6 protein-coding genes are annotated in these 13,360 nt (G+C 62.7%); 1 reads left to right on the top strand and 5 read right to left on the bottom strand.

Going from position 1 to position 13,360, the window contains the following annotated elements; translation table 11 throughout:
* Positions 1 to 85 precede the first annotated feature (85 nt).
* From JCM17207_RS01805 to JCM17207_RS01785, 5 genes are all read right to left on the bottom strand, one after another.
* Positions 86 to 1,555, bottom strand: a complete 1,470-nt coding sequence (locus JCM17207_RS01805; protein ID WP_238315904.1) for a glutamate synthase subunit beta — start codon at positions 1,553 to 1,555, stop codon at positions 86 to 88.
* A 15-nt stretch (positions 1,556 to 1,570) separates the two neighbouring features.
* A complete protein-coding gene (gene gltB / locus JCM17207_RS01800; protein WP_238315903.1) occupies positions 1,571 to 6,088 on the bottom strand; it encodes a glutamate synthase large subunit in 4,518 nt (1,505 codons plus the stop codon).
* Between the two features lie 31 nt (positions 6,089 to 6,119).
* Positions 6,120 to 7,694 (bottom strand): asparagine synthase B, encoded by a 1,575-nt coding sequence (asnB, locus tag JCM17207_RS01795; protein ID WP_238315902.1) that lies wholly within the window; start codon positions 7,692 to 7,694, stop codon positions 6,120 to 6,122.
* A gap of 282 nt (positions 7,695 to 7,976) precedes the next feature.
* Positions 7,977 to 10,070 carry a glutamine synthetase III family protein gene (locus JCM17207_RS01790; RefSeq protein WP_238315901.1) on the bottom strand — a complete coding sequence of 698 codons (2,094 nt, stop codon included), beginning with the start codon at positions 10,068 to 10,070 and terminating at the stop codon, positions 7,977 to 7,979.
* 242 nt (positions 10,071 to 10,312) lie between these two features.
* Positions 10,313 to 11,194 (bottom strand): LysR family transcriptional regulator, encoded by an 882-nt coding sequence (locus JCM17207_RS01785; protein WP_238315900.1) that lies wholly within the window; start codon positions 11,192 to 11,194, stop codon positions 10,313 to 10,315.
* Between the two features lie 175 nt (positions 11,195 to 11,369).
* Here JCM17207_RS01785 and JCM17207_RS01780 point away from each other — a divergent pair, with 175 nt between their 5' ends.
* On the top strand, positions 11,370 to 13,304 hold the full coding sequence (locus JCM17207_RS01780; protein WP_238315899.1) for an FAD-binding protein: 1,935 nt from the start codon (positions 11,370 to 11,372) through the stop codon (positions 13,302 to 13,304).
* The last annotated feature ends 56 nt before the right edge of the window (positions 13,305 to 13,360 follow it).

The raw sequence follows: 13,360 nt of genomic DNA, 5'->3' as shown, positions 1-13,360 counted from the left end.
GCCCCCCCCGCTTCTGCGTTGGGATAGGAAAAAGAGGATGGCAACAAAAAAGAGAATGTCGTAAAAATGACTGTCTGGCGCGTCCTCAGAGATTGGTGTACCCCATCAGGTACTGATCCACCCGGGCGGCGCAGTCCCGGCCCTCCCGCAGGGCCCAGACCACCAGGCTCTGGCCCCGGCGCATATCGCCGCAGGTGAACACCTTGTTCACCGGGGTGGTGTAGTCCTGGGCGGCGGTGCAGCCCCGGGCAGTCAGGGGCACGCCGAAGGCCTCGGCGGTATAGGATTCACAGCCGGTAAAGCCCGCCGCGATGAGGGCCAGCTGGCAGGGATACTCGAACTCCTCGCCAGTAGGAACCATCCGGGTGCGGCCGGTGTCCGGGTCGGACTCGGGGCGCAGCCGGGCGATGATTGCCCCGGTCAGGTGCCCCGCCTCGTCTTTCAAGAACTCCTTGACGGTGGTCTGGTAGACCCGGGGGTCCTGCCCGAAACGGGCGGCGCACTCGGTCTGACCGTAGTCGGTCTTTTTCACCCGGGGCCACTCGGGCCAGGGGTTTGTATTCGTCCGTCCGGCGGGGGGCTCGGGCATCATCTCCAGGGCCAGCAGCCCGGCACAGCCCTGCCGCAGGGCGGTGCCCTGGCAGTCGTTGCCGGTGTCGCCGCCGCCGATGACCAGCACGTTTTTCCCCTCCGCCGTGAGGGCGGCGGGCCCGCCGGAGAGCAGAGCCTTTGTGACGCTGGTCAGGTAGTCCACCGCAAAGTAGACCCCCTCGGCCTCCCGGCCGGGGACGTCCAGGTCCCGGGGCTGCTTCGCCCCACAGCAGAGGACCACTGCATCGTGGTGGGCCAGAACCTCGGCGGCGTCCACCGTGCGGCCCACGTTCATCCCGGTCAAAAACTCCACCCCTTCGGCCTGCATAATCTTGACCCGGCGCTCCACCACCTGTTTTTCCAGTTTCATATTGGGGATGCCGTACATCAAGAGGCCGCCGGGGCGGTCCTCCCGCTCATAAACGGTGACGGCGTGGCCCCGCTTGTTCAGATAATCCGCCACCGCAAGGCCCGCCGGGCCTGCGCCGATGACGGCTACGCTCTTGCCGGTGCGGGCCGGGGGCGGGTCAGCGGTCACCCAGCCCTTGGAATAGCCCATCTCGACGATGGCCCGCTCGTTCTCCCGGATGGAGACCGGGCTGCCGGTCACCTCGCCGCAGGTGCAGGCCGCCTCACACAGGGCCGGGCAGACCCGGCTGGTAAACTCGGCAAAACGGTTGGTGGCCCGCAGGCGGTCAAAGGCCAGCCGCCACTTGCCCCGCCAAACCAGTTCGTTCCACTCAGGGATCAGGTTGTGCAGCGGGCAGCCCGAGGCCGCCCCGCCCAGCATCAGCCCTGACTGACAAAAGGGGACGCCGCAGTCCATACAGCGGCCGGCCTGGGTCTGCTGTTCCTCCCGGGGCAGCCAGGCGTGGAACTCGTTGTAATTTTCCAGCCGCGCCAGAGGCTCCGTCTCGGTGCTGGTCTTGCGCGGGTAATCCATAAATCCGGTGATCTTTCCCATAGTATCTCCCCTCCCTCACTGTTTCTGCTGGGCATAGAATGCCTCGATCTGGGCCTGTTCGCCGTCCAGGCCCCGCTCCTCCATGGAGGCGATGACCCGCAGCATCCGGTCGTAGTCGTAGGGCAGAACCTTCTTGAATTTGGGCAGGTATTCCCCAAAGTGTTCCAGAATTTCCTGGCCGCGGGGGCTGCCGGTGGCCTCTACGTGCTCCCGGATCAGCTCTTTGAGGGTAGCTACATCGTGCTTGTGCTCCACCGGCTCCAGGCTGACGGTCTCTTTGTTGACCCGCTGGTAGAAGTCCCACTGTTCGTCCAGGACATAGGCCACGCCGCCGGTCATGCCCGCCGCGAAGTTCTTGCCGGTGGTGCCCAGCACCACCACGGTGCCGCCGGTCATATACTCGCAGCCGTGGTCGCCCACGCCTTCCACCACCGCCGTAACACCCGAGTTGCGGACGCAGAACCGCTCACCGGCCACACCCGAGACAAAGGCCCGGCCGCTGGTGGCGCCATAGAAGGCTACGTTGCCCGCGATGATGTTCGCCTCGGGGCGATAGCCGGGGGCCTGGGGCGGGCGGAGGACGATCTTGCCGCCCGACATGCCCTTGCCCATATAGTCGTTGCAGTCGCCCACCAGGCTCAGGGTCAGACCCTTGGGGATGAAAGCGCCGAAGCTCTGGCCGCCTGCGCCGGTGCACTGGACCGTATAGGTGTCGTCGGGCAGGTCGTTGCCGTACCGGCGGGTGATCTCGCTGCCGAAGATGGAGCCGAAGGCCCGGTCGGTGTTGGAGACCTCCATGCTGACGGTCTGGGGCGCTTTGCTGGAGAGCTTAAACTTCTTCATCAGGACCCGCATATCGGGGGTGCGCTCCAGGTGGAAGTCATAGGTATCCTGGGGCTGATAGTGGACGTTGAGGTTTTCGATGGCGGGGTTGTGGAGGATGGCGTCCAGGTCCAGCTTGGCGGCCCGACCAGCGGCAGGCTTCACCTGCAAAAGATCGGTGCGGCCCACCAGTTCGTCCATGGTGCGCACCCCCAGACGGGCCATATACTCTCGCAGTTCCCGGGCCACAAAGGTCAGATAGTGGATGATATATTCCGGCTTGCCCTTGAAGTTCTTCCGCAGGGCGGGGTTCTGGGTGCAGATGCCCATGGGGCAGGTATCCAGGTTGCAGACCCGCATCATGACGCAGCCCTCGGCCATCAAAAGGCTGGTGCCGAAGCCAAATTCCTCCGCGCCCAGCATACAGCTGATGGCCACATCCCGGCCGCTCAGCAGCTTGGAGTCGCTCTCGATCCGCACCCGGGTGCGCAGCCCGTTGAGGACCAGGGTCTGGTGGGTCTCGGCGATGCCCAGCTCCCAGGGCAGGCCCGCATTCTGGATGGAAGTCCGGGGGGCCGCGCCGGTGCCGCCGTCGTAACCCGAGACCAGGATCACCTGGGCGCCGGCCTTGGCCACGCCGGCCGCGATGGTGCCCACCCCGGCCTCGCTGACCAGCTTGACGTTGATCCGGGCGGAACGGTTGGCGTTCTTCAGGTCATAGATCAGCTCCGCCAGATCCTCGATGGAATAGATGTCGTGGTGGGGCGGGGGCGAGATCAGCCCCACGCCGGTGGTACTGTGGCGGGTGCGGGCGATCCAGGGGTAAACCTTGTTGCCGGGCAGCTGGCCGCCCTCGCCGGGCTTTGCGCCCTGGGCCAGCTTGATCTGGATTTCCTCCGCCGAAACCAGGTACTGGCTGGTGACGCCGAATCGGGCCGAGGCCACCTGCTTGATCTTGGAGTTGGAAGGGCTGTGATACCGCTCGGGGGGCTCGCCGCCCTCGCCGGTATTGCTCCGGGCCCCGATCTGGTTGAAGGCCAGAGCGATGGTCTCATGGGCCTCGCTGCTCAAAGCGCCGTAGCTCATGGCCGCGCCCTTGAAGCGCTTGAGGATGCTCTCCACCGGCTCCACCTCTTCCAGGGGAATACCGCCCTCTTCGGGGTAACGGAACTCCAGCAGGCTGCGCAGGTGGACGCCGTTTTCGCCCATATTGTCCACCGCCTGGGTGAACTGCTTGAAGGCGTTGTAATCCCCCTCAAAGCAGGCCTTGCGGAACAGATAAATGGTCTGGGGGTTGAACAGATGATCCTCGCCCCCGGCGCGGTATTTGTGGGCGCCGCTGCTGGCCAGCTGCATATTGATATCCAGGCCCAGGGGGTCAAAGGCGGCGTTGTGGCGGGCCTCTACATCGGCCTGGATGTCGTCCAGACCGATGCCCCCCACCCGGCTGACGGTGCCGGTGAAGTAGCGGTCGATGACCTCCTTGGAGATGCCCACCGCCTCAAAAATCTGGCTGCCCTGGTAGCTCTGGATGGTGGAAATGCCCATCTTGGAGGCGATCTTGACGATGCCGTTCAGAACGGCAGTGTCGTAGTCGCTGACGGCGGCGTAGAAATCTTTATCCAAAAGACCCTCGCCGATCAGCTGGCCGATGGCCTCGTGGGCCAGATAGGGGTTGACGGCGCAGGCGCCATAGCCCAGCAGCGCCGCGAAGTGATGGACCTCCCGCGGCTCGGCGCTCTCCAGAATAAGGGCCAGGGCGGTGCTCTTTTTGGTGCGGATGAGGTACTGGCTTACCGCCGACACCGCCAGCAGGCTGGGGATGGCCACATGGTATTCGTCGATGTCACGGTCGGACAGGATGATAATATTGGCCCCCTCTTTATAGGCCCGGTCCACCTCCAAAAAGACCCGGTCGATGGCCTTTTCCAGGCTGGTGTTCTTGTAGTAGTTAATCGAGACGGTGGCTACCTTGAAGCCGGGGACGTTCATGTGCTTGATCTTGAGCAGGTCGGTCTCGGTGAGGATGGGGTTATGGACCTTGAGCACCTTGCAGTTCTCGGGGCTGTCCTCCAGCAGATTGCCGTGGGCGCCCACATAGACGCTGGTGGAGGTGACCACCTTTTCCCGGATGGCGTCGATGGGCGGGTTGGTAACCTGGGCGAACATCTGCTTGAAGTAGCTGAACAGGGGCGGCCGGTGACTGCTGAGAACCGCCAGGGGGGTATCGGTGCCCATGGCGCCGCTGGGCTCGGCCCCCTTCTGGGCCATGGGAAGGATGATCTCGTTCACCTGCTCATAGCTGTACCCGAAAGCCTTTTCCAGCCGGGTCAGCTCGTCGGGGGTGTAGGCGGGGACCTTGCAGTTGGGGATCTTCAGGTCTCGCAGCTGGACCAGGTTCCGGTCCAGCCACTCGCCGTAGGGTTCCCGGCCTGCGTAGAGCTCTTTCAGCTTTTCGTCGTCCACCACCTCGCCCTTGACGGTGTCCACCAGCAGCATCTTGCCGGGGCGGAGCCGGTCTTTGACCAGGACGTTTTCGGGCGGGCAGTCCAGCACCCCCACCTCAGAGGAGAGGATCATCCGCCCATCCTTGGTGATGGTGTAGCGGCTGGGGCGCAGGCCATTGCGGTCCAGCACCGCGCCCACCACATCGCCATCCGAAAAGAGGATGGCCGCCGGGCCGTCCCAGGGCTCCAGCATGGTGGCGTAATACTGATAGAAATCCCGCTTTTTCTGGCTGATGTTCTTGTTGTTCTCCCAGGGTTCGGGGATGGTGATCATCACCGCCAGGGGCAGGTCCATCCCGTTCATCACCATGAATTCCAGGGCGTTGTCCAGCATGGCCGAGTCGGAACCGGCGGTGTTGACGATGGGCAGGATCTTGCCCATCTCCTCCCCCATCACCGGGGATGCAATGGACTCCTCCCGGGCCAGCATGGCGTCGGTGTTGCCCTTGATGGTGTTGATCTCGCCGTTGTGGAGGATGAACCGGTTGGGGTGGGCCCGCATCCAGCTGGGGGCGGTGTTGGTGGAGAAACGGCTGTGGACCATGCCGATGGCGGATTCATAGTCCTCGTCCTGCAAATCGGCGTAGAAGCGGCGCAGCTGCCCCACCAGGAACATGCCTTTATATACAATGGTCCGGCTGGACAGGCTGGCCACATAGGTGCCGCTGCTGGCCTGCTCGAACACCCGGCGGACCACATAGAGCCGGCGGTCGAAGTCGATGCCCTTGGACACCTTGGCGGGCTTTTTGATAAAGCACTGCCAGATGGCGGGCATGCAGTCCCGGGCGGTGCTGCCCAGGATATCGGGGTCCACCGGGACTTTGCGCCAGGCCAGGAAGGCCAGCCCCTCTTTCCGGGTGACCAGCTCAAAGAGCTTCATGGCCCGGGTCCGCAGGTGCTCATCCTGGGGGAAGAAGAACATGCCCACACCGTATTCCCGCTCGCCGCCGATGGAGATATTCAACTCCTCGGCCACCTTGGAGAAAAACTTGTGGCTGATCTGGAGCAGGATGCCCACACCGTCGCCGGTCTTGCCCTCGGCATCCTTGCCGGCCCGGTGTTCCAGCCGCTCCACAATGGTCAGCGCGTCGCTGACGGTCTGGTGGCTCTTGCGGCCCTGGATGTCCACCACCGCGCCGATGCCGCAGGCGTCGTGCTCAAAGCGGGGGTTGTACAGGCCGACTGCCTGCTGTTGGTTCATCATACTATTCATTCTCCTATCCCATCCTTTCTCGTCAGACCCCGCTGGCCCCATAGTTGGCCAGGACGCGGGCCGAAGGATCATCTACATCGCAGCCGGGCCAGGCACGGTTCGGCATCCAGAACGCTGCAATGGTGCGCCCCTGATCGTAGTAATATTTCTCAAACAGCTCCCGGTAGAGCAGGCTCTCTTTGGTGAAGGGCATGCAGTGGGCCGAATAGTTGGCCCGCCGCAGCTGGAATTCTTCCTCGGTGTAAAGGCCCTCGGCATACTGCTTGATGTCGTCCACCATGCTGTGGCCCACCGCATCCGAGAAGGCGGCCTTCTCCCGCCAGAGGATCTCCGGGGGCAGCCAGTCCCCCTCAAAGGCTTTGCGCAGCAGGTATTTGCCCTTGCCGTAGCGGTTGAGCTTCATTTCGGGGTCGATGGCCATGACGTACCGGACAAAATCCAGATCCCCGAAGGGAACCCGGGCCTCGATGCTGTTGGCGGAGATGCAGCGGTCGGCCCGGAGCACGTCGTACATATACAGCTCCCGCATCCGCTTCTGGCTCTCCTGCTGGAACGCGTCGGCGGTGGGGGCGTAGTCGGTATATTTATAGCCGAACAATTCGTCCGAGATTTCGCCGGTCAAGAGCACCCGGACATCGGTGTCCCGGTGGATGGCCTTGCAGAGCAGATACATCCCCACGCTGGCCCGGACGGTGGTGATGTCCCAGGTGCCCAGGATCCGGACCACTTCTTCCAGACTCTTTATGACCTCGTCCCGGGTGATGATGATTTCGTGGTGCTCGCTGCCCAGATACTCGGCGGTCTGGCGGGCGTATTTCAGATCAATGGCGTCGGTGTCCATCCCGATGGCAAAGGTGCGGATGGGCCGCCCCAGTTTGCGGGCCGCGATGGCGCAGACCAGAGAGGAATCCAAACCGCCCGAGAGCAGAAAGCCCACCGGCGCGTCGGCGTCCAGCCGTTTTTCCACCCCGGCGATCAATTTCTCCCGGATGTTTTTCAGGACGTTCTCCATCCCGTCGGCGTGGGGGGCGGGCACGTCGGCTACGTCCTCGTAGCGGACGAACCGCCCGTCGCAGTAGTAGCTGCCGATGGGGAAAGGCCGGATGTCATCGCACCAGCCCACCAGGTTCTGCAATTCGCTGGCAAAGGCGATCTGGTGGCTGGATTTGGAATAGCCATAGAACAGCGGCCGGATGCCGATGGGGTCCCGGGCGGCAATCAGCCGGTCTTTGCGAGAATCGTAGAGGATGAGGGCGAACTCCGCATCCAGATGCCGGAACATATCCAATCCGTACTCGTAGTAAAGGGGCAGCAGGATCTCGCAGTCGCTGCCCGAGCGGAATTTATAGCCTTCCCGCTCCAGGATCGCCTTTTCAAACCGGAAGCCGTACAGCTCGCCGTTGCAGACCACACAGTCCGCCCCGCGGGTGAAAGGCTGCATTCCGTCGGGGGTCAGGCCCATAATGGCCAGCCGCCCGAATCCCATCAGCCCGAAGGGACCCTCGATCACCCTCTGATCGTCGGGGCCGCGGCTGACGGTGCGCAGCAGGTATTGTTTGAAGGCTGCGGCGGGCAGATCGTGCCCGGTGTAACCCATAATACAGCACATAGTCGTCCACTCCTTTTATCCCTATCCCAATCCCAAAAACAACAAAAAGAGGCCTGGCTCTCCGGTGGAGAACCAGACCTCTTTGTCTGTGCTTTTATTCTATACGGGTTGCCCAAAAAGTCAACCCGTTTTTTGGTGAAATGAAACCTTTTCAATTAAGAGTTGTCACAATGTATCGCCGAATTCATTTTGTCCCTGAGGCCAGAACACGCCAAACGCCCCACCCTCTTTTACAGAGGGCAGGGCGAGAGGGCAGGCAACTCTTTTGGTTTAATTTTCTACGTAGTGCAGCATTTTGCTGTAACTGGGCAGAGGCCAATATTCCTCGCCGCAGACGGTCTCGGCGTCGTCGGCCACAGCCCGCAGTGTCTCCATGCAGGGCAGGACCTTATCGTGGAAGGTATTGGCCTTGGCGGTCATATCGCCGAGCTTCTGGGCCTCCTGCTGGGCGGCGGCCAGGGCGTCGATGGCGTCGCTCATCTCGTCGGCGTCCTTGGACAGCTGGGCCAGGGTCTTGGTCTCGCTGCGGACACTCAGGCTCTCGCTGACGGCCAGCTTGGTGGCGGCGGTGTTGGCCAGCTCGCTCATATAGCGGTTGATGGCGGGCAGCAGCTGTTTGCGGGCCATTTCCAGCATGGTCAGAGCCTCGATGTTGATGATCTTGGCGTAGTGCTCCATCTCCACCTCGTAGCGGCTCTCCATCTCCACCCGGGTCATCACCCCGAACTCTTCCATCAGGGCGATGTTCTTGGGGTCGATCAGAGCGGGCAGGGCGGCGGGGGTGTACTTCTTGTTGGGCAGGCCACGGCGCTCGGCCTCCAGCTCCCACTCGTGAGAGTAGCCGTCCCCATTAAAGATGACCCGGCGGTGATCTCGGATGGTCCGCTTCACAAGGGCGATGACCGAATCGGGGAAATCGTCCGAGGCTTCCAGCTCGTCGGCATAGCCCTTGAGCTCCTTGGCCACAGCGGTGTTCAGGATGGTGTTGGCGTCGCTCAGGTTCTCGTGGGAACCGGGCATCCGGAACTCGAACTTGTTGCCGGTGAAGGCGAAGGGGGAAGTCCGGTTGCGGTCGGTGGTGTCCTTGCTGAACTTGGGCAGCACGTCCACGCCCAGGTCCATCTTGACCTTGACCGGCCCGGCATAGGGGGAATCGGAGGCGATGGCGTCGATGACAGCCTCCAGCTCCTCGCCCATAAAGATGGAGATGATGGCCGGGGGCGCTTCGTTGGCGCCCAGACGGTGGTCATTGCCCGGGGTAGCCACCGAGGTCCGCAGCAGGTCGGCATATTCGTCCACCGCCTTGATTACTGCGGCCAGGAAAACCAGGAACTGCAGGTTCTCCATGGGGGTGTCGCCGGGGTCCAGCAGGTTCTCCTTGCTGGTGGACATGGACCAGTTGTTGTGCTTGCCCGAGCCGTTGACCCCCTCGAAGGGCTTTTCGTGGAGCAGGCAGACCAGGCCGTACTTGGGCGCGAGTTTCTGCATCATCTCCATGGTCAGCAGGTTGTGGTCGATGGCCACGTTGGTGGTGTCAAAAATGGGGGCCAGCTCATGCTGGCAGGGGGCCACCTCGTTGTGCTTGGTTTTGGCGGGGATGCCCAGCTCCCACAGCACATCGTCCAGTTCCTTCATAAAGGCAGACACCCGGGGCCGGATGGTGCCGAAGTAATGTTCTTCCAGCTCCTGGCCCTTGGCAGCCGGCGCACCGAAGAGGGTGCGGCCGGTGAGGATCAGGTCCTGGCGGGTCTCGTAGTCCTCCTTGCGGATGAGGAAATACTCCTGCTCGGGGCCCACAGTGGTGGAAACGTAATCCACATTCTTCCCGAACAGCTTGAGAATCCGCCGGGCCTGGTCGGACAGGGCCTTCATGGAGCGGAGCAGCGGGGTCTTTTTGTCCAGAGCCTCGCCGGTGTAGCTGGCAAAGGCGGTGGGGATGCAGAGCACGTCATCCTTGACGAAAGCATAGCTGGTGGGGTCCCAGGCGGTATAGCCCCGGGCCTCACAGGTGGCCCGCAGGCCGCCCGACGGGAAGGAAGATGCGTCCGGCTCGCCCCGGACCAGTTCCTTGCCGCTGAATTCCATAATGGCAGTGCCGTCCCCCACCGGGCTGACAAAGCTGTCGTGCTTTTCGCTGGTGGCGCCGGTCAGGGGCTGGAACCAGTGGGTGAAATGGGTCGCGCCCTGTTCCATGGCCCACCGCTTCATGACGCTGGCCACCACGTTGGCCACCTCGATGTCCAGGGGGGCGCCCTTGTGCAGGGTGTCCTTCAGGCTCTTGTAGGTGGCGCTGGGCAGGCGCTCCTTCATCACATGCTCGTTGAATACTTTGCTGCCGTAGATCTCCATTACATTGGCTGCCATAAATCCCACTCCTTTATCTCTTGTTTCCTCGTATGGCGGCTCTGGAGCCCTCCCGCCGGCAGGGTGGGCGTCAGGTAAACAAAAAGGCGCTGTGAGCCGAAATCGCTCACAGCGCCTTTGCTGTTTATGGGGTTATTATAGCCTCGCAAAGGGCAAATGGCAATGGATAAAACGCACGATTTTGCGCCGCATCTCCCGCCACTTTTTTGGAGTAATGTGCTAAATTGTTTGGCTGTGCCCCCTTATGTTTGGGTTTCTTCCGGCGAGACAGCGTCCAGAATGGCCCGGATCAGCTCCCGCTCCACCGCCGTCAGCCGGTGGCCCCGGTGGCCATAGATATAAAACTCCCAATAGAGATGGAGATCCTTTAAAAACCGAAAGACGATTCCCTCCGGCAGGGCACTCTGCTTGCCCGCATAAAAGGAGATGTACCCCCGCCCCAGCAATTCCTGAATCAGATCCCCGTCGGCGTCTCCCAGCACCGTGTCGATGACCAGCCCCTGGGCCCGCAGGGCCTCCAACAGTTGGGTCTGGGAACGGTTCTCGGTGTTGAGGGAGATCAGCAGCTGTCCTTTCAGATCCGCCAGGCTGAGCTCGGGCCGGGCGGCCAGGGGGTTCGACTCCGAGAGCATAATCCCGATCCGGGTTTCCAGGTGGGCCAGCTCGGCAAAGCCCTGGCCCAGGGGCCCGGTGGTGATCACCAGATCGCAGTTGTCGTTCTGATAGGCCCGGCTGTGCTCGTTATCGGTGTAGCTGTGGAAATGGAACTGGATCTCGGGGTGGGCGTCCATGAACCGGGTGAAAAACCGGGGCGGCAGCTCCTGGAGCAGCCCCATGAAAAACCCGATCCGCAGGTGGGTGCCCTCCTGCGCCGCCCGCAGCTGGCACAGAATATCGTCGTGCTCCTCCAGATAGGCCCCCGCCCGCTGTTCCAGCAGTTCCCCCGCCGGGGTCAATCGCACGCCCCCCGACGTGCGGATAAACAGGGGCGTGCCCAGCTCCTCCTCCAGCTTGGCGATGGATTTGCTGAGGGCCTGCTGGCTGATGAACAGCTTTTGTGCGGCCCGGTTGATGCTCTTCTCCTCGCAGATTTTGCGGAAAAATTTCAGCTGCTTGTAGTCCATGGGTCTGCCTCCGCGCGTTACAACCCGCCTTTGTACCCCGGCAAGCAAAAGCTGTTTGTCAAAGGTTTATCAAAGGCTGTATAATTCCAATATCAGTATACCTGCTTTGCAGAGAGGATGCAATCCAGGCCCCGGATCACACCCCGGACAACAAAAGAGAAAGGACGAAACTCAGATGAAAAAGATTTCCCGCAAAGGCTTTCTGAAGGTCGCGGCCGCCGCTGCCATGAGCGGCGTCACCGCCGGCGCTCTGACCGCCTGCAACTCCGCCAGCTCCACCGCTGCCTCCTCCGGCGCCGCCGTCTACACCCCCGGCACCTACACCGCCAAGGCCACCGGCATGGGCGAGGTGACGGTCACCATGACCTTCACCGAGAATGCCATCACCGAGGTGACGGTGGACACCGCCAACGAGACCATCGACCTGGCCCGCAACTCGGCGGCCGACTTCCAGACCGCCCTGATGGAGGCCCAGAGCGCCGAGATCGACGGGGTAGCCGGAGCCACCTTCACCTCCGACGCCGTCAAGCAGGCCGCCGCCGACTGCATCAACCAGGCCATGGGCCTGGCCACCGAGCAGCCCGCCGAGACCGCCCCGGTGCAGGAAGTGGTCAACGGCTACCCCGCCTGCGAGGAGAATCTGGGCGGCGTCCAGGCGGCTGGCCAGGGCGAGATCGCCTTTGTGGCCGACCCCATCCCCGACAGCGAGATCACCGAGACGGTGGAGATCGACGTGCTGGTCTGCGGCCAGGGCCCTGCGGGCATGGCCTCGGCGCTGGCCTGCGCAGAAAAGGGCCTGAAGGTGGTTGCCCTGGAGAAGGGCGCTTCCCCCACCTGGCGGAGCGCCACCATGGGCGCCTTCCACGACAAGGTCCACGAGAAATACGGCACCCAGTTCGACACCAAGGAGTGGCTGGACGACGCTATGGTGAACTGCGCCTACCGGGGCGAGCAGAGCGTCTACCAGAAGTGGATCGACACCTGCGATGAAGCGGTGAACTGGTTCCTGGACGAGCTGGAGGCTCCCCTGGAGGACTACCGCCTGACCTTCAACGCGGGCGACTTCCCCGACTTCACCGACGCATACGACGTGCTGAGCCTGAGCCGCAGCTGGAACACCTCCATCAACATTCCCCTGTCCACCACCGACATTGCCGCAAAGCTCCAGGAGAAGATCACCGCCGCCGGCGCCACCGTTCTGTTCAACACCCCGGTGGTCCAGCTGGTGACTGAGAACGGCAAGGTGATCGGCGCCATCGCCAAGGGTGAGAACGGTTACGTCAAGTACCTGACTTCCAAGGGCGTTGTGCTGGCCACCGGCGGCTATGAGTTCAACCCCGCCAAGCTGGCCGCCTGCTGCCGCCCCCGCGACCTGGCCCTGGGCGACTGGATGAACGGCACCAAGACCAACACCGGCGACGGCCATGAGATGGCCAAGGCCATCGGCGCCCTGGAGGATGAGTACCCCCACCCGCTGATGCTGGATCCCCAGCAGCTGATGCCCTATCTGCGGGTCAACAAGCGGGGCGTGCGGTTCACCGCCGAGTACGAGGCCTACAACCACCTGGCCAACGCCATCCAGGCCCAGCCCGGCGCCTACTGCTATTACATCGTGGACGCCAATGTCATGGACATTGTCTCCTCCATCTGGACCCCCTCTTCCAGCTGCTACGGCCCCAAGGAGGTCTGGGCCGGCGCTGCCACCAGCGATAAGGCTGTGACCGCCGACACCCTGGAGGAGCTGGCCGAGAAGATGGGCGTGCCCGCCGATGCCTTTGTGGCCACCATCGAGAAGTGGAACGCCATGTGCGACGCCGGTGAGGACACCGACTTCCACTTCCCCGGCAAGATGATGCACAAGATCGACACCGCCCCCTTCTACGCCACCAAGGAGATGGCCTCCTGCCTGTGCACCGCCGGCGGCCTCCAGATCACCCCCAACAGCGAGGTTCTGGACGTGAACGCCGAGCCCATCCCCGGCCTGTACGCCATCGGCAACGTGTCGGGCAGCATGTTCTCGGGCACCTACCCCCACAACGAGAACTGCCTGAGCCATAGCCGCTGCGTGACCTTCGGCTACAACGTGGCCAAGACCCTGGCCGCCCTGTAAACTGTCCCTCGTTGAACACTTAAAGCATTGATCGCATAAAAAATCCGCCCGTTTCA

The sequence above is a fragment of the Faecalibacterium gallinarum genome (assembly GCF_022180365.1).
GTDB classification, from domain to species: domain Bacteria; phylum Bacillota; class Clostridia; order Oscillospirales; family Ruminococcaceae; genus Faecalibacterium; species Faecalibacterium gallinarum.
This window is presented reverse-complemented; position numbering and strand designations above follow the sequence as displayed.